Raw genomic sequence first — 18,668 nt, forward strand, 5'->3', positions numbered from 1 at the left:
TTTTTTGGTTGTTGTGCAATCTTTCAATAGGTAGGCTTTTTTAGCTAAGCTTGGTTGTTGCTATAAAAGGCAATATTATTAATTAGGAATAGGCGCGTTTGACTTTTATGCGACAAAATCAGCTTGATGGTCTGGTCGCTTTTGTCTGTGTAGCCAGACTGGCGAATTTTTCTTCTGCGGCACAAAGATTAGGTGTTTCTCCTTCTGCGGTCAGCCAATCAATCCGCGCTTTAGAACAGCGGCTGGGCGTGATGTTGTTCCATCGGACAACCCGAAGCGTCAATCTGACTGATGCTGGCGCTCGCTTTCTGGCACGGGTTCAGCCTGCGGTAGACGAATTGATTAGCGCTTCTACCGATGTAGGTGACGATAGTGGTCCGCCGTCTGGTCTTTTGCGGCTCATTATGCCCCGATCGGGATATCTTTTGGCTTTGCGGCCATTGTTACGGAATTTTCTGGAAGCCTATCCAGAAATGAAAATGGAAATTGCCATTGATAATACAATGGTTGATCTTTCCAGTCATGGTTTTGATGCCGGTATCCGTTTCGGTGGTTTTGTTGAAAAAGATGTCACCAGCGTTAATATTGGCCCATCAATGATGTGGTCTGTGGTAGCATCCCCTGAATATGTTGCCCGACGTGGTATTGCCCGTCATCCCCGCGATTTGCTGGGACATGAATGTATTAAATTCCGGCGTACGTCTGGTGAAATTATCCAGCGTTGGAATTTTACCAATAAAAATGAAAACTTGATGATCAATATTGATGGTCGTCTTGTCTTGGGTGACCTTGCGGTAATGGTTCAGGCCGCTTTAGATGGATTGGGCGTTATCTATACCGTTAACGGATATGTTGAACGCTTTATCGAAGAAGGCCGTTTGGTCAGAATGTTGGCTGATTGGAGCCCGCCCACTTCGGGGCTGGTGCTTTATTATCCGGCGCGACCAAGGATTTCGCGTAAGCTGAAAGTCTTGATTGACTATTTACAGGCTCATTCCCAATTTTTGGTGAATGAAACGGGATCTCACGATTTTATGTTAGATCCGCTTAGCTAAAGCTATATGCCAATAGTATGATAAAAAAGGCCACCGAAATTCCGGTGGCCTTTTTTGTTAGCTATTTTGTACAATGAAAACCGTTAGCGCTGATAATTAAGCAGCCAGCAGCTTTTTCAACAATTCATTGACAACGGCAGGGTTCGCTTTTCCGGCCATCGCCCGCATCGTCTGGCCAACAAAGAAGCCAAAAAGCTTGTCTTTACCGCTACGATATTGTTCGACTTTATCCTGATTATCAGCCAAAATTTTGTTGATAACCTCTTCAATCGCACCGGTGTCGCTGGTCTGTTTCAGGCCGCGCTCTTCAGCGATATCGGCTGGATTCTGTCCGGTTTCCAGCATGATTTCAAAGACCTGCTTTGCGAGGCTTCCAGACAATGTACCATCGGCCACCAACGCAATCAGTTCTGCGCCCTGTTTTGGGGAAACGGGGCTGTCGGTGATATCGCGTCCCAATTTCTTTAATGCGCCAAATAATTCCGAAGTGAGCCAGTTGGCAGCGGCAGTCGCGATTTTGGCATCAGGCTCTTTGAAATATTCAAGCATGGCTTCAAACCATGCTGCGGTTTCATGATCAGCCGTGATAACGGATGCGGTATAAGGCGTCAGATTAAGATGGGTAATATAACGCTGGCGCTTGGCATCCGGTAATTCCGGCAAACTTTCGCGACATTCGTCGATAAAGCTTTCCGGTAATTCCAAAGGCAGCAGATCTGGATCAGGAAAGTAACGATAGTCATGTGCGTCTTCCTTAGAACGCAATGAACGCGTTTCACCCTTGTCATGATCAAACAGGCGCGTTTCCTGAATAATCTTGCCACCATCTTCGATTACTTCAATCTGGCGACGGGCTTCATATTCAATCGCAGCCTGCACAAAGCGAACCGAGTTCACATTTTTGATTTCGCAGCGAGTGCCGAATGGTTCGCCAGCCTTGCGAACAGAAACATTGACGTCAGCCCGCATCGAGCCTTCTTCCATGTTACCATCACAGGAGCCAACATAGCGCAGGATAGCCCGCAACTTACGAAGGTAAGCACCGGCCTCTGCTGGCGAGCGGATATCTGGCTTTGAAACGATTTCCATCAAGGCAATACCAGCCCGATTTAAATCAATATAGGATTTAGTCGGATGCTGGTCATGCATCAGCTTACCGGCATCCTGTTCGACATGGATGCGTTCGATACCGATTTCACGTTCTTCGCCATCGACATCAATCAGCAGGCTGCCTTCACCAACGATGGGGTGATAAAGCTGTGAAATCTGGTAACCCTGCGGCAAATCGGCGTAAAAATAGTTTTTACGGTCGAATTTTGAAACACGGTTAATGACAGCACCAATAGCAATGCCCGTCCGAACGGCCTGACGGATGCATTCGCGGTTCACAACCGGCAACATACCCGGCATAGCGGCATCAATTAAAGAAACCTGTGAATTCGGTTCTGCGCCAAAAGCGGTGGCAGCACCGGAAAAAAGTTTCGATTTTGAAATAACCTGTGCATGGACTTCTAGTCCGACGACAATTTCCCAACTGCCGGTTGCACCTTCAAGGATATATTTTTCCATTTTACCACCATTTTTCCGGCTGGCTGGTAAATCCGGCACGCTCTTCCAGAGCAAGGCCAGCATTTAACACGCTCTGTTCATCCAAAGGCTTACCAATCAGCTGTAAACCAAGCGGCAGACCTTGATCGTTAAGACCAACGGGCACTGTCATAGCAGGCAAGCCAGCCAAAGAAGCCGGAACTGTGAAGACATCATTCAGATACATAGCAATCGGATCATCTTGCTTCTGGCCAAGGGCAAACGCCGCTGTCGGGGTCGCAGGCGTCAAGAGAAGATCACATTTATCAAAAGCGGCTTCAAAGTCGCGGGCAATAAGCGCCCGAATTTTTTGTGCTTTGATGTAATAGGCATCATAAAAACCGGCAGACAGCACATAGGTACCAATCATGATCCGGCGTTTTACTTCATCACCAAAACCGGCCGCTCTTGTTGCAGAATACATATCCGCAAGGTTGCTGCCTTCTGGTGTTTGACGTTCGCCATAGCGAACCCCGTCATAACGGGCGAGGTTAGAAGACGCTTCGGCAGGTGCAATGATATAATAGGCGGCTAACGCATGACGTGTATGGGGCAGGGTCACATCAACGATTTCAGCACCAGCCTCTTTCATCATCTGAATACCGCGCTGCCACAGGCTTTCGATTTCTGGTGCCATACCATCGACGCGATATTCTTTTGGAATACCGATTTTTTTGCCACGGATATCGGATGATAACAGCTTTTCCCAATTGGGAACCATTACATCGGCAGAAGTAGAATCCTTGGGATCGAAACCAGCCATGACTTCTAACAAAGCAGCACAATCTTTGACCGAGCGAGCCATGGGCCCTGCCTGATCGAGAGACGATGCAAAAGCGATCACCCCAAAACGGGAGCAACGACCATAGGTCGGTTTTAAACCAGTAATACCAGTGAAAGAGGCTGGCTGGCGGATTGAACCACCCGTGTCGGTGCCCGTTGCGGCCGGTATGATTTTAGCGGCAACAGCAGCAGCTGAACCACCGGAAGAACCACCTGGCGTTAAGGCTGCATCATCGTTTTTCTGACGCCACGGGGAAATAACATTTCCAAAAGCACTGGTTTCATTGGATGATCCCATAGCAAACTGATCAAGATTCAGTTTACCGATCATACCCGCGCCGGCGGCAAATAATTTTTCAGTGATAGTGGATTCGTAAGGCGGAACAAAATTACCAATAATTTTGCTGGCGGCCGTTGTGCGATACCCATTGGTGCAGAACAGATCTTTAATACCCAAAGGCACACCGGATAAAGCTTTTAACTGGCCAGAAGCGCGTGCTTTGTCAGCCTCTTCGGCCTGCTTTAAAGCATGGTCAGGGGTAAGCGTGATAAAAGCATTCAGCTTTTCCGCTTCATTGGTCGCATTGATAAAGTTTTCGGCGACTTCACGTGCCGAAAAATCACCTTTTGCGATACCATCGCGTAAATCTGTAACACCAAGATCAGTAAGACGGGTCATTATTCGATCACCTTTGGCACAGTGAAAAAGCCATGCTCTGCTTCGGGCGCATTCGCCAACAGGGCATCACGGATATCGGGAACAGTGACTTCGTCTTCCCTCAGGCGTTGGGATTGGGCGATGACAGAGGTGAGCGGCTCTACACCATCAGTATTGATGGCAGCTAACTGCTCTCCCCAGCCCAATATGGCGTTGAGTTCAGGAACCATCGCGGTAACCTCTTCCTCAGTTACAGCGATGCAGGCGAGTTTCGCTATTTTGCGAACAATACTGGCATTTATGACGGACATAACCTTGCGCTAGCACTGGCAAAGATTTGCTTCAAGAGTAGAACAGGATCAAATAGGAAAACAGGCCTTATTCCGGTAAAAAGAATTCGGAAAAGAAAGGCTCTTTTATAATTTTTAGAAATTTTTTTATAGCGGCAAGGGGCAGAGGATTTGATATGGCCTGTCCGACAATAAGCAAGAATCCCTGGTTTTTTATCCTGACAAAATAAAGGAAACAGAATGTCCTATGATGATGACAACGAGTTTAAACCCTTTCGCTTGCATGATCTGGATGACAAAAGAGAACAAAATATCCTGAAAAAACAGGAAGAACTGCGACTCTTTCAAGATGCCTTACCCCGTAAAGGTCGATTGGCAGGGTTGGATGTCGGAACGAAAACAATTGGTCTTGCTGTTTGTGATGGCCAGTGGATTATTGCTAGTCCGGCCGAAACTATTAGACGGAAGAAATTCACACTTGATTTGGAATTGCTACGGCAATTTATCGCTAAACAGCAAATAACAGGTCTGGTTATTGGTCTTCCCTTGAATCTTGATGGAAGTGATAGTCCGAGGACGCAATCGGTTCGAGCATTTGCCAAGAATATGGCACCTTTATCCTTGCCTGTTTTGATGTGGGATGAGCGCTGGTCAACCAAAGCTGTCACGAGAACTTTATTGGAAGCGGATGCCAGCAGGGCAAGAAGAAGTGAAGTTGTCGATAAAATGGCGGCAGCCTATATTTTACAAGGTGCAATCGACTCTTTTTCGATGTTTTAATACTATCCCAGCTAAATATTATGATTTTCAATATGTCGCTTTGTTGGTCGATTTTGAGAGTATATCGCGCGATTGCTGCTTTTCGTTTCGGTTCATTATGAACCTGATAGTATTTTACTATATCAACGGAACTGTTTCTTTATTAAAAAGTAATAATATTTAGAGTAATTAATTGTTTTCACTGTAAGTCATATCGGGGGATCTATGCCGGAATATCCTAAACCTTCTGAAAAAAGCGAGTCCCCCCGACGGCAATTTTTAAAAATTGCCGGACTTTCAGCTGGTAGTGCTATTGCAGCAGGCTCTGCACCGTTATTGGCTGAAAGCAAAAATGATGACGAGCGGGTTCAGGATCAATTCTATCAAATTTCAACTTTTCTGACCGGCCATAGTGATCTTGATCGGGGTTTGTCTAATCGAGCATTAGCGGCCTTAACCGCTGCAGATGCTAATTTTACGACGAAGTTTCAGACTTTACAGCAGGCTATCCTGACCGAAAAAGTAAGCGATCCTTCCTTATTGCGAACTTCCCCTATCGGACAAAATGAAGACTTGATGGCAACAGCCAAAGCGGTCGTTTCTGCATGGTATCTTGGCTATGCAGGCGAACCGGCAATCCATGCAATGGAAGATAACGCCCATTTCATTACCTATAGTGGGGCGTTGATGTATCGCCCAACCATGGATGCTACGGTTATTCCAAGCTACGCACGTGGTGCGCCTAGTTATTGGGTTAATCCGCCCGCGAGTATCAAACAGGATTGAGCCTAATTCTTTTGCTATCCGATAGTATCTTATCCTCTTATCTGGAAGAAAAGAGCCACCATGGAATATGATGCCGATGTTATTGTAATCGGTTCAGGCGCTTTAGGTAATAATGCGGCGTATGAATTAGCAAAACAGGGAAAATCCGTTATTATTCTTGAAGCGGGGAAATCAATTCCACGCTGGAAGATTACTGAAAACTTTCGGACATCTCCCCGAAAAAATAACTATAACGATCCATATCCCAATGCCGCTACCGCTCCGACTTCTTTTGCCAAGGATTATATCGAGAATACCGGCTCTTTTGCTTATCTTCCGGGTATGTTGAAGCTAGTCGGGGGAACAACATGGCACTGGGCGGCCTGTGCATGGCGCTATCTGCCCAGTGATATGAAGTTGAAAAGTCTTTATGGCGTCGGACGTGATTGGCCGATTTCTTATGATGATCTAGAACCTTATTATTGCCGTGCAGAAGAGGCTATCGGCGTATCAGGGCGCTCTGATGAAGATCAGAGTGGGCAGGGTAAAAAGAATTTTCCGCCTCGTTCAAAAGATTACCCGATGCCTTCGGATGGCATCAACTATATGACTAACCGGATGCATGACCGTTTGGGTAAGTTGGGCTATCGTTTTGTTCAGGAACCGTCTGCCCGTCCAACCAACCAGCCGTATGATGGTCGACCAGCTTGTTCCGGTAACAATAACTGTATGCCTGTTTGCCCCATTGGGTCGATGTATAGTGGCGATGTCCATGCCCGTCATGCAGTAAAAGCTGGAGCAAAGTTGTTAACCGAGGCAACGGCTTTTAAGCTAGAAAAGGGTAGTGGTAACAAAATTGAGGCGGTTCATTATCGCAATGCCAATGGTGAAGATAAAAAGCTGACAGCTCGATATTTTATTGTGGCTGCCCATGGTTTTGAAACACCAAAACTGCTTTTGATGTCTGATGTCGCGAATTCATCTGATCAGGTTGGGCGCAACATCATGGATCATAATGGTCTGGCCATACAATTTTTGGCCGATGAACCTTTATGGTCAGGACGGGGTACAGTCGAAGAAGCATGTATTGTCAATATGCGAGACGGCCAACATCGCCGCCGTTATGCAGCATCCAAACATAATATTGGTAATTCTGTTCCCAACATGCCCGTAGCACAAAGATTGATTGCGCAGGGTATCTTCGGAAAAGAGTTGGATGAGCGTATCCGGCATGATGCGGCACGTTGGGTTGATATCTCTTCGATGTTTGAAACTCTGCCATCGCCAAGTAATCGCGTCATTCCACATCCGACTAAAAAAGATGCCTTGGGATTACCCACTTTATCTATTCATTACGATGTGCCTGCCTATACCGAAGCAGCCAAGGATATCGTTTTGCGCGATTATCGGCGTATCGCTGCCGGCATGAAGGGCGAGATCGTCAATGAAACCAGTGAATGGCAGAATCATGATCATATTATGGGATCTGTCATTATGGGTAAAAATCCAGCGGATTCAGTTGTGAATGGTGAGTGCCGCAGCTTTGATCATCATAATCTGTTTTTAGCAACGACTGGCGTCATTCCGGCGGCTGGGGTGGTCAATCCAACTTTGACCGGTATCGCATTATCTATCCGTATTGCCGATATTATCGCGCGCGAAGTATAAGAAAGGCATATGATGATCAGACCGTTTTTCTATCGTCTGGCATCCGTGGCGGGGATGGCTTTTTGTTTGTCGCTTCCGGCTATGGCATCAGCAGGAAATAGTCACACAGGCGATGCTTCTAATCCACCGGTTATAGTCCAGAAAAATGTTGTGGCGGCTACCCCGACGAATGGCTTTTCATCCGAACTGGAACGCGGTGCTTATCTAGCAAAAGCTGGGGATTGCATTGCATGCCATCGAGGTAACTCGGTTACCGCGCCGCCTTACGCAGGTGGTTATGCGATTGCATCTCCCATGGGGAGCATAGTCTCGCCGAATATCAGCCCTTCTAAAACAGCAGGTATCGGCAATTATAGCGAACAGGAATTTAGCCGTGCGATCAGAAAAGGTATCAGAAAAGATGGTGCCTATCTTTATCCAGCCATGCCCTATACAGCTTATGCCGGACTAAACGATAAAGATATCCATGCTTTATATGTCTATTTTATGCAGGGTGTTGCGCCGGTTGATGAAAAGCCGCAGGCTGTCACAAAGCTCTCCTTCCCGTTTAACATCCGCCTTTTGATGTCAGGCTGGAATTTGCTATTTTTGCATGACAAGCCTTTCAAAAATAATCCAAAAGTGAGCGATGAAATTAATCGTGGCCATTATTTGGTCGATACATTGGCGCATTGCAGCACCTGCCATAGTCCTCGTAATTTCTTTATGGCAGAATCTAGTCGCCGTTATTTGACGGGGGCAGCTGTTGGTGGTTGGTATGCACCGAATATTACGCCTGACGAAACCGAAGGTATTGGTAGCTGGAGCGAAGAAGAAATCGCCCGCTATCTGAAAACTGGTCATGTCAATGGCAAGGCTCAGGCTGCAGGAAGTATGGCAGAAGCTATTGAATATAGCCTCCGCTTTTTATCCGATGCTGATCTTCGTGCGATGGCCGCCTATCTCAAAACAGTAGCTCCCCAAAATTTGACGGGAGCCAAGCAATCCAGATTTAGTTTTGAAACACGAACACCCGTTCATATGGTCGATATTGAACCGGTAACCAGTCGCACGGCGGCGGCTATGAGCGATTCCGGCTCAGTGGATGGACAACTGCTTTACGAAAATGCGTGTGCAAGCTGCCATGGTCGTAACGGTGAGGGGACAGCTGACCATTTTTATCCATCGCTTAATCATAACAGTGCAACAGGTGGCCTTGTTGCCGATAATTTGATTATGACGATCCTGAATGGCATCGAGCGTAAAACAAATGATGGTATCGCGGGAATGCCTGCTTATAGCGATGAGCTGAATGATAGCCAAATTGCGGCTATTGCCAATTATGTGCTGACACGTTTTGGAAATAAGGCGATTGCTCCGATTTCAGCGCAACAGGTTGCAGATTTCAGAGCGAACAAAAGCGATCCAGCTTTATTGATGAAGATGATGCCATGGCTGCTATCTGGTGCCGGTTTTGTTTTTGTTGTTATTATTATTTTGGGATATTTCCGAATAAAAGGCCTATTCCATAGACGGCGCTCTAATTAGTAAAATAATAGCTAAAATAGAAAAGGCGCAGTTACTGACACTGCGCCTTTTCTAGAAGTTGGAATATAGAGCCATGCCTTGATTTTTGATAGATAATTTTAATTGATTTGATGATTGTAATATAATCATATTGTTTTTTTAAAAAATAATTGCAAACTTATTTGAAATAATATTCAATGCAAAATTATGAAAAAAAATAACCATCTTTTTATTTTTTACTTTAGCTGCTTGTGCGAGCTCTAATCTTCCAAATAAGATCAACGGAAAATATTATTGGAGCAATGATCATTTCTGTAAAAAAATACAAAGCGTATACAGACGATGTGATCGAGTGTTCGGATAAAAAAGGCAGGCATGTCAATTATAGATCTGCAATGAGTAATTCGGAATATCAAATTTACTACAACAGATGGCTGGCTTCAGCATCAAGATCCAAAGCAGGATTTGAACAGCAATCTGTCCCGTCGCAGAATAATTATCTGTATCCTACTCAATACCCTGCATATTCAGGCAGTACTCACCCCTAATAATTTCTGTACTATTGGGGAGATCGAAATAATTTTTATAATTTAGAATTACTTTACTTTCGAGCCTTGGTCGAGTTCTGTTTCGGGGCTTAAAAAATGTTTTGGTTTCATTGGGCCTTCGTTCGAAATTATAGAGAGTGCTAAGCCTTTCAGATTTTTTGTGTATTTTTCTTAAATTTTTCTATTTCATTCACTTCTCTCTTTTCTGTTATTGAATGTCGCGAAAAGAGAAGGTAAATCCCTATTTTGATGTCGCTTAATTTACCTTTCCCCCATCGCCATTTACTTGGTATCGCGCCGCTTACGGCTCCTGAAATCCTTTTTCTGCTCGATGAAGCGGAACGCTGGGTTGCCCTTAATCGGGCGGCGGCTGTCAAACATGATGACAGTTTAGCTGGTTTGACCCAGATTAACGCTTTTTTCGAAAATTCAACCCGAACGCTGCTGTCTTTCGAGATCGCCGGAAAACGCTTGGGAGCAGATGTAGTGAACATGGCTGTGGCACAGTCCAGTGTCAAAAAAGGCGAAACGCTGATTGATACGGCGGTTACCCTTGATGCCATGCATGCCGATATGTTGGTTATTCGCCATCAGGCTTCGGGTGCTGTCCAGCTTATTGCTGATAAAGTCGATTGTCCGGTTTTGAATGCTGGTGACGGCCAGCATGAGCATCCCACGCAGGCTTTATTAGATGCATTGACTATTCGTCGTCGGAAGGGACGCATTGAAAGGCTGGTTATCGCTATCTGTGGCGATATTATGCATAGCCGTGTTGCCCGCTCAGATATTATTTCCCTACAAAAATTGGGGGCGCATGTCCGTATTGTAGGTCCTTCAACATTAATTCCACCGCATATCGAAGCCTTAGGCGTCGAAATTTTTCATGATTTGGATAAAGCCATTGCAGGGGCGGACGTCGTTATGATGTTGCGATTGCAAACCGAAAGAATGGCAGGCGGTTTCATTCCTTCCTTGCGCGAATATCATGCTTTGTTTGGCTTGACGGTCGAAAAACTAAAATTAGCCGCCGAGGATGTGCTGGTTATGCATCCTGGCCCGTTGAATCGCGGTGTTGAAATCGATTCTGCTGTTGCTGATGATCTGAAATATTCGGCCATCACAGAACAGGTTGAAATGGGTGTTGCCATGCGGATGGCCTGTCTTGATGTGCTTACTCGCCAGAGACGCGGAGTGAAAGGTTGGGCATGAGTTTAATCGCAATTATAAACGGCAGATTGATCGATCCGGCTGCCAAAAATATCTATGCTGGCGGCTTGCTCATCAAAGACGGGCGAATTGCAGCCTGTGGCGATATTGACCCAAAGGGTGCTGATACAATTATTGATGCCGAAGGCGGTTATATCGCACCGGCCATTATTGATCCGACAGTTTTTTCTGTTGATGCTCCAGCCTTTATAAAAGGGGGAATTACCCGCGTCGCTTTGATGCCCGATCAGTCGCCGGCTTTGGATGAGGCTACTTTGATTAAGCGCGCTAAGGAATCCGGTGGTGATGCAGTCGAGGTTTATCCTTTAGCGGCAGGTAGTCGTTGCCTTGAAGGACAGGAATTGGCCGAAATCGGCCTGATGAAAAAGGCAGGCGCCAAGGCGGTTGCAACGGGGCGGCAGTGGATTGCTGATTCTGGCCTAATGTATCGCTTGCTTGATTATGCCGCTTCGTTGGATTTGACTGTTATCAGCCATGCCGAAGATGGTGGGCTAACTAAAGGATGTGTTGCAACAGAAGGCTTGATGGCCAGCCGTCTCGGTTTACGGGCGGCTCCTGCTGTAGCAGAAGCTATCGTTGTGGCTCGTGATCTGATGTTGGCTGAAGAAACGGGCTGCAAAATCCATTTCGCCCAACTGACGACGAAGAAAAGTTTTGATCTGATACGGCAGGCCAAAAAACGTGGTATCAAGGTGACGGTCGGGATTAATCCGGCTTATCTGTTGTTATCTGATCGGCATATTGAAGATTTCCGCACTTTTGCCCGTTTATCTCCACCTTTGCGGAGTGAAGAGGATCGTTTAGCATCAATAGAAGCTATACAGGACGGTGTGATTGATGTGTTTTGTTCTGCCCATGATCCGCGAGGCGCCGAAGATAAGCGTCTACCCTTTATTGATGCCAAACCTGGTATGGCAGGGGCTGAAACACTTCTCTCCGCTGCTGTAGAATTGGTGCGTGAGTGTATTATTGATTTTTTCAGCTTGATGAAATTGCTGTCTGGGAATGCTGCTCAATTATTGGGCTGCCAAGGCGGTTCTTTATCTGTGGGTGAAGAAGCGGATATCATCATTTTTGATGCTAATCGTGAATGGCAGCTTGATAGTGCAAAAATGGCTGCGAAGGCAGGCAATTCACCTTTTGATGGTCGGATGATGCGAGGAAAAGTGACCCACACGATCAAAGGTGGTTACGTTCTGTTGTAGGCTTTCAATGGTATAAATGTCAGAGAGGCAGGGATGGCTTGGTTGTCCCTGCCATTTTTACATAATGGGTGTTTTTTCGAAGAGATATTACCCCAACATTTGGCTAGAATAGGTCTCTACCTGTGAGATACTCGCTTGAAAGAGCACTTACACGAACTGCCAGATAAATTTGATTATCCGGCAGTTCGTATAGAACCCAATATTACATCAATTTACGATATAAATAGGTCATAGTTAAAGCCTGTGTTCTAGCGGTTTGTTTTAAATCCGCACCGGAACCATGGCCGCCCTCGGTATTCTCATAATAGAAAAAGGGCAGCTTCATTTCTTCCATACGCGCTGCAAATTTGCGGGCATGTTGAGGCCCAACCCGATCATCTTTTGTAGTTGTGAAGATGAAGGGCTCTGGGTATTTTATGCCCTGTTTCAGGTTATGATAAGGAGAGACTCGTTCCCAAAAGGCTTTAACTTTGGGATCTTGATTAACATCGCCATATTCACCTTGCCATGAGGCACCGGCAGCAATTTTTGATATTCTTATCATATCAAGTAATGGCACCTGAATAACAACCGCGTTCCAAAGCTCTGGATGCTGGGTCATTTCAACGCCCATAAGTAGACCACCATTAGAACCGCCTTGGATACCGAGATGTCGAGGCGAGGTTATTTTTCTGGTAATTAGATCCTTGGCAACTGATGAAAAATCATCATAGACGATTTGTCTTTTTGTGCCGAGACCCGCTTCATGCCAAGCTGGGCCAAATTCGCCGCCACCACGTATGTTCGCAAGGACGAATGCGCCGCCTTTTTCAAGCCACAGCTTTCCTATCATGGCAGAATAGTAAGGCGTCCGACTTACCTGAAAACCACCATAAGCCGTCATTAAAGTCGGCATAGTCCCATCATATTTAATATCTTTCCGGTGGACGACAAAATAGGGGATTTTCGTGCCATCTGTAGAGGTTGCCTCAAGCTGTTCAACGACGTCTTTTGATGCATCAAATTGTGAAGGTAAGGTTTTTATAGTTTCGATATTATTTTTATGGGTATCAGCCAGATAGACAGTGGAAGGTGTCAAAAATCCACTAACCTCAATAAAAGCAAGGTCAGATTGGCTGTCAGTTGAACCGAATTCAACCGCTAATTTATCTGGCAAGGGCAGAGTCTCTTTTACCCATTGACCGTTTGCTGCCGGAGTAAAGGCGATTGCCCGACCTTGAACATTATCAAGGATTGAAATGAGCAGCTGGTTTTTTGTCGAGGCTATACCGTTAAAGGCTTCTCGTGCGTTGGGTTGCCAAACAAGATGCGCATTTAGCGTATCTGGCGATTCTAATACATTGTTGAGATCGATGGAGATGATCGAACCAGCTGTAAAAAGATTTGAGCCATTTTTCCATGCTTCATCAAGAGAAAGAATAACGCGACCAGCCACCAATTCAACGACACTTACTTTATCAGGAATGGGAAGTTGTTTTGCGCCATTGCGTGTAAGTACAAAGCTTTGATGGTGAAAGGTATCTATCGGACGTTCGATGACTGTTAACTGATGGTTCTGGCCATCGTGGAATGTCGTCGGTGAAACGCCATAACCCCCGTCATCTTTGCTCCCCCGATAGACTTCTTGTGCTTCAGAAAGAGATTGACCTCGGGTGAGGCGCTTGACGATAAAAGGATAACCGGAATTCGTTAGATCTGCGCTTGTCCAATCCGTAGCTATGAGAAGATGATCTTTATCTTCCCATGCAACACGGTGTTTTCCACGGGGAAGACTAAATCCGTTTTTCACGAAGTTATTGGTTCTAAGATCGAATTCGCGCAATTCGACCGCATCTTCACCCCCATCGGACAGGGCGATCAAGCAAATCTGCTGATCTGGTTGTAAGCAATCAATACCATGCAATACCCAACTTTTACCTTCAGCCTTACCCAAGGCATCAATATCAAGAACAGGTACCCAGTGAGGCGTGGCGTTACGATAATCCTGTAAAGTGGTTTTACGCCATAAGCCGCGAAGATGGTCGCTATCCTGCCAAAAATTATAGATTTCGCCATGCAGAAAACTTGGCATTGGAATGCGATCTTTGGCTGACCCGATGGCTAAGGCTTCATTATAAAGCGTATTGTAGCGAGTGTCAGATTCCAAAATTTTTGCGCTTGTTTCGTTATGGCTTCTGACCCATTCCATCGCTCGTGGCGAGGAAAATTCTTCCAGCCAAATATAAGGATCACTATTCGATAAAGTCGAAGCCATCGCTGGGATAGAGGCCATTGAGGCCATCAACAAAGCGGGTAAAGTATAGCGCATGGATATTATGCCCCCCAATCAATTTTCCAGAAGAAATATAGACATAATTTCTTCATTGTCTAAAATTTCCTGATCATCGAGAACTAAGCTGAAATCAGTTCAATTCGATGCCCCGTTATTGCGCCTAGTTGTAGAAAAAAGCGGCTTTTTTGGTTTTATCTTAAAGTCTAATTATCTGTGTAACATGATGATAATTTTCAGTATCAACAACCTAATGGCATACAGCAATACGAGTAGGGCGACTTGGAACCCGTTTTATCTTGCATATTTTTTGCGGAAGCGTGTTCGTTGTGCTTATCGGTATAGGTAAAATCGGCGGAGGCGGTTGTTCGCTATCTATTCCTGCAAACAGAAACAACAAAGGAATTATCATAAAGCCTCATGTTATTTTAAAAATAGACCATACATATGTGGTCTATACATGTTATAACATAACACGAGCAAGCAATTATAAAAACAGTTTTTTGACTATAAACGTTATTAATAGTGAAGGCTGATCGGCAGATTGAAGGGTAAAATAATCTTTTATTTTTAATAAAGGGTAAGTTTGGATGATCTTGCCGGAAAAGACCGTTTTGTCTCAGATTCTGATAAAAAACGGTTATTGCCCCTGATATTTCTTCAAGGGCAATAATTAGTCGATTTTTTTATAAAATCGTCGGAATGATACCGCCTTCAAGACGGATTGCGGCTCCGTTTGTGATAGCTCCAAAAGGACTGGAAAGCAGAGCGACTTGTGCCGCAATTTCAGCTGGGTCACAGCGACGTTGCAACAAGGAAAGGGGGCGCATAGTTTTGAAAAACTCGGCTTCCATTTCTTCTTCAGATGCATTTTTATTCGCAATGGCAGCTTTAATAAATGCAGTGCTGCCTTCCGATTTTGTGGGTCCTGGTAAAATCGTATTGACGGTCACGCCCGTGCCTTTTGTCTCTTCCGCCAATCCGCGAGAAATAGCTAATTGCGCTGTTTTCGTCATCGCATAGTGGATGGTATCCCCCGGTGTCACCACACCGCATTCACTCGAAACAAAAATGATCCGCCCCCAGTTTTTTTCGATCATTTTCGGAAAATAATAACGGGACAGCCGAACGCCACTCATCACATTAACTTCAAAAATATGATGCCATTCATCATCAGTAATATCAGAGAAAGCTTTCGGTTCAAATATACCCAAATTATTGATCAGGATATCGACTTCCGGCACAGATTTCGCGAGAACATCGATACCATCGGGGCTACCCGCATCTGTTAAAACGGCTTGAACTTTGTCTTGAGATGGAAAGGTTTTGAGAGCTGCATCAAGTTTTGCCTGACTACGGCCACAAATAACAACATTAGCCCCTTCGGCAATGAATCTTTGCGCGATGGCGAGACCAATACCGGAAGTTGAACCGGTAACAAGGGCTGTTTTACCTGTTAATTGTAAGTCCATAAAAGGCTCCTTTCCTAAAGCATTTTTATATAGCGTAAGCAGGTCATCCTCATTTAAAAAACGAGAATAGAGCCTCCCCTAAAGGGATTATAAGAAGTGTATTTTTGATAGGTAATTTAAAAAATTGTGGAATATCACGATAATGAAAAGAAAATTAAATTTAATAAAAATTCTATTGAATTTATGATTTTCACTTAAGATAACAATTCAATTTTTATTAAATTATTTTCAATAACAAAAAGGAAAACCATGATTTTAAACATAACGGAAATCCTTTTTATTAAGTAAAATATAAGATTTATTTGACTATTTTTGAATAGGGTGAATATCGTTACTCCAACCACCACCCAGGGCATAATATAAATTAATAGTAGCCATTTGTTGCTGATAAACTGTTTGAATAAGGCTATCGGCCTTGTCAATTTTGTTTAATCGAGCATCAAGCACATTTTTAAATGTGTGCTTTCCGCCCTGATAGAGTCCTTGCTCGATTGTGGTGTTTTGCGTTGCTGTAGCCAGTGCTTCTGACAACTGCTCTATGCGTTGATCTTGGCTTGTCCGTGTCTGATAGGCATTTTCAACTTCAGCTAGGGCAGCCAAAAGTTTTTTATCATAAAGGGCTACGGCTTCATCAAGCTTGGCATCTTCTAAGGCGATATGGGCATGAACCCGCCCAGCGGTGAAAATTGGAAGATAGCTAGTTAAAGCAATAATTCCGCCCGAATTAGAAAAACCTGATAGGCCTGAAAAACGAATTCTTCCGTCACCACCAAAAAATTGGAGGCCAAAACGAGGAAGCATATCGGCCTTAGCACTTTTAAGGCGGTTTAAGGCGGCTGTGATATTATCTTCTGCGGCAGCGACATCGGGCCGACGATGTAAAACGGTGTCCGGTAGTTCTCCCGATGGAGCCGCTGGGGTAATCGATTCCGATGATATTTTTATCTGCGCGTTTTCTGGTGAGCGACCACCCAAAATTGCGATATGTCGTACCGATGCGGCAATGGCAGTTTCGATGTCGGGGCGATAGCTGTGTAGGATTTTTATCGCTTCATTCAGGCTCTTTATATCGGATAAAGTCGCCTGTCCGGCGTTAAATCTTGCTTGCACATAGCTTTTTAAATTTTCCAGAATGGCAATGCGCTGGTCAAGGAGTGTCAGCCTTTTACGAAGACATTGTATTTCCGTATAATAACTAGCGACTTCGGCGGCGATTGCCATTTGTAGTTGATGAAGTTGGGCTTCTTGCCCCAAAACAACGGCCTCGGCAGCTTTCGCATCGGCATGGCGCGCGCCGAAGAGATCCGGCTCCCAAGAGGCTGTCACACCCGCGATATGACCAGCCGTTGTCGGATCGCTGGAATCTTGGCTGAAAGCATTGAGATAGCTGTTACGGGAATCCGTACCACCGCCCGCAATATTGCCGGTTATGCCGATCGTCGGTGATAAAGCCGACCGCGTCATTTTAAATCCGGCTTTTGCTTCCTGAATATGATCGCGGGCAATACGAAGATCGAGATTGGCCTTCAATGTGTCTTCGATCACTTGCGTCAGATCAGGATCATTCCATGCAAGCCACCATCGCGATATGTCGCTTGGCTGCCCCGCTGTCGCCTGCGAAAATTGAGCCGGTACGGCGACCTTTGAAGGGGGCACCGGTGTTTTGAATGGCGAACATGCAGCCAGTATGAGGGTGGCGATGAATCCCGAATAAAGGGATGTTTTTTTGATAAACGTAGGTTTCATCAGGACTGGCTCGTGAGCATGGAACGGAAACGGATAAGGGCGAATGCAAGAAACAGAGCCCCCGAAGCGATAATAGCAATTAAAGGCATCGTAATGGCGTCAAAACCGGCACCACGATAAAGAATAGCTTGTGACAGATTGACGAATTGAGTTGTCGGAAGAAAGCGGACAACATCTTGTATCTGGGTCGGCATATTTTCGACTGGCGTAGCTGCGCCAGAGAGAAGATAGGCCACAGCATAGACTGGCACGACCAATAGACCGAATTGCGGCATGGTCGGGGCGACCGTTGCCAACATAATGCCCAAAGCCGTTGCAGAGAATAAATAGAGCAAGGCGCAAAGGGCGAAGAGGATGATTAATCCAGACAAATGGACACCCAGCCAAAGATGCACCACCAGCCAAAGCGATAGCATGGAGGCAATAAAAATAGCGAAGCCGTTAGCGATAATTTTAGCCATGGCGATCTCGCTGGGGCTGACAGGCAAAACGAGCAGATGTTCAATTGTGCCATGTTCTTTTTCACGAATGACGGCCGCACCAACCAGAATGATCGAAAGCATGGTGATGTTAGTGACGATTTGCATCACCGACATAAAGGGATAGGATTCTGTGTTGGGGTTGAAATAAATCCTGCTGTTAATCTGGAAAGGGAGTGCCGAGCTGATGGCGGCGAGGGGAATCGCTGACTGGATTTCACGGAAAAAAATTTCCGTAAGATAAGCCGTTCCCAATCCCGCCTGCGTCATGGCCGTTGCATCAACCCGAAGTTGTATGGCGGGTGACCTGCCTGCGAGGACATCCCTTTCAAAATTAGGCGGAATATCAACAGCGAAAATATAATCGCCTTTATCCATGCCATCTTCAGCCTGTTGAGTGTTTGTCAGGACAGGCGGTTTAAAATAGGGCTGTAAAATTGCATCGCGTAGCCGATTAGAAAGGGTGGAATGGTCATGGTCAATAAAGGCCACGGTCGCATTTGAGACCTCGACTTTGACGCCATCCGCAACCGCCAAAACACCGCCAGTAAAGGCAAAAATAATAAGGATAATCAGAACCTTGTCACATAAAAGGCTTCTGAATTCTTTGGCGCATAAAAGAGCGACATTTATAAACCAACGTCTCATCTC

At 45.4% G+C, this 18,668-nt stretch carries 14 protein-coding genes; 7 read left to right on the plus strand and 7 right to left on the minus strand.

Translation table 11 applies throughout. The features are described 5' to 3' along the window. The first annotated feature begins 107 nt into the window (after positions 1 to 107). Positions 108 to 1,055 (plus strand): LysR family transcriptional regulator, encoded by a 948-nt coding sequence (locus FBY58_RS03870; protein WP_141919575.1) that lies wholly within the window; start codon positions 108 to 110, stop codon positions 1,053 to 1,055. Positions 1,056 to 1,151: 96 nt separating this feature from the next. Here the strand turns inward: FBY58_RS03870 and gatB are convergent, their stop codons facing one another. From gatB to gatC, 3 genes are read right to left on the minus strand one after another with little or no spacing between them, the layout of a single operon-like run. After that, positions 1,152 to 2,624 (minus strand): Asp-tRNA(Asn)/Glu-tRNA(Gln) amidotransferase subunit GatB, encoded by a 1,473-nt coding sequence (gene gatB / locus FBY58_RS03875; RefSeq protein WP_141920607.1) that lies wholly within the window; start codon positions 2,622 to 2,624, stop codon positions 1,152 to 1,154. 1 nt (position 2,625) lies between these two features. After that, entirely contained in the window at positions 2,626 to 4,104 is a 1,479-nt protein-coding gene (gene gatA / locus FBY58_RS03880) for an Asp-tRNA(Asn)/Glu-tRNA(Gln) amidotransferase subunit GatA (RefSeq protein WP_141919576.1), read from the minus strand. Continuing rightward, positions 4,104 to 4,394 (minus strand): Asp-tRNA(Asn)/Glu-tRNA(Gln) amidotransferase subunit GatC, encoded by a 291-nt coding sequence (gene gatC / locus FBY58_RS03885; RefSeq protein ID WP_141919577.1) that lies wholly within the window; start codon positions 4,392 to 4,394, stop codon positions 4,104 to 4,106. Before gatC ends, gatA begins: the two co-directional genes overlap by 1 nt. Before the next feature lie 219 nt (positions 4,395 to 4,613). Between gatC and ruvX the strand changes: the two genes are divergently transcribed. The 6 genes from ruvX (at position 4,614) to FBY58_RS03915 (ending at position 12,051) form a co-directional block, all read left to right on the plus strand. Then, positions 4,614 to 5,153 carry a Holliday junction resolvase RuvX gene (gene ruvX / locus FBY58_RS03890; RefSeq protein ID WP_141919578.1) on the plus strand — a complete coding sequence of 180 codons (540 nt, stop codon included), beginning with the start codon at positions 4,614 to 4,616 and terminating at the stop codon, positions 5,151 to 5,153. Between the two features lie 204 nt (positions 5,154 to 5,357). Further along, a complete protein-coding gene (locus tag FBY58_RS03895) occupies positions 5,358 to 5,918 on the plus strand; it encodes a sugar dehydrogenase complex small subunit (protein ID WP_141919579.1) in 561 nt (186 codons plus the stop codon). A gap of 60 nt (positions 5,919 to 5,978) precedes the next feature. Then, on the plus strand, positions 5,979 to 7,565 hold the full coding sequence (locus FBY58_RS03900; protein WP_141919580.1) for a GMC family oxidoreductase: 1,587 nt from the start codon (positions 5,979 to 5,981) through the stop codon (positions 7,563 to 7,565). Positions 7,566 to 7,577: 12 nt separating this feature from the next. After that, entirely contained in the window at positions 7,578 to 9,092 is a 1,515-nt protein-coding gene (locus tag FBY58_RS03905; protein WP_141920608.1) for a cytochrome c, read from the plus strand. 776 nt (positions 9,093 to 9,868) lie between these two features. Then, entirely contained in the window at positions 9,869 to 10,828 is a 960-nt protein-coding gene (locus FBY58_RS03910) for an aspartate carbamoyltransferase catalytic subunit (protein WP_141919581.1), read from the plus strand. Continuing rightward, positions 10,825 to 12,051, plus strand: a complete 1,227-nt coding sequence (locus FBY58_RS03915; RefSeq protein WP_141919582.1) for a dihydroorotase family protein — start codon at positions 10,825 to 10,827, stop codon at positions 12,049 to 12,051. Before FBY58_RS03910 ends, FBY58_RS03915 begins: the two co-directional genes overlap by 4 nt. A gap of 202 nt (positions 12,052 to 12,253) precedes the next feature. Here the strand turns inward: FBY58_RS03915 and FBY58_RS03920 are convergent, their stop codons facing one another. The 4 genes from FBY58_RS03920 to FBY58_RS03935 all read right to left on the minus strand — a co-directional run bounded on the left by FBY58_RS03920 (position 12,254) and on the right by FBY58_RS03935 (position 18,665). After that, positions 12,254 to 14,359: a prolyl oligopeptidase family protein gene (locus tag FBY58_RS03920; protein WP_141919583.1), complete on the minus strand. Its 2,106-nt coding sequence runs from the start codon at positions 14,357 to 14,359 to the stop codon at positions 12,254 to 12,256. Positions 14,360 to 15,006: 647 nt separating this feature from the next. Further along, positions 15,007 to 15,792: an SDR family NAD(P)-dependent oxidoreductase gene (locus FBY58_RS03925; protein WP_141919584.1), complete on the minus strand. Its 786-nt coding sequence runs from the start codon at positions 15,790 to 15,792 to the stop codon at positions 15,007 to 15,009. Between the two features lie 306 nt (positions 15,793 to 16,098). Then, on the minus strand, positions 16,099 to 17,538 hold the full coding sequence (locus tag FBY58_RS03930; RefSeq protein WP_141919585.1) for an efflux transporter outer membrane subunit: 1,440 nt from the start codon (positions 17,536 to 17,538) through the stop codon (positions 16,099 to 16,101). Continuing rightward, positions 17,538 to 18,665: an ABC transporter permease gene (locus FBY58_RS03935; protein ID WP_141919586.1), complete on the minus strand. Its 1,128-nt coding sequence runs from the start codon at positions 18,663 to 18,665 to the stop codon at positions 17,538 to 17,540. The genes FBY58_RS03930 and FBY58_RS03935 overlap by 1 nt, the downstream gene beginning before the upstream one ends. Positions 18,666 to 18,668: the final 3 nt, after the last annotated feature.

The sequence above is a fragment of the Zymomonas mobilis genome (assembly GCF_006715975.1).
GTDB lineage: Bacteria > Pseudomonadota > Alphaproteobacteria > Sphingomonadales > Sphingomonadaceae > Zymomonas > Zymomonas mobilis_B.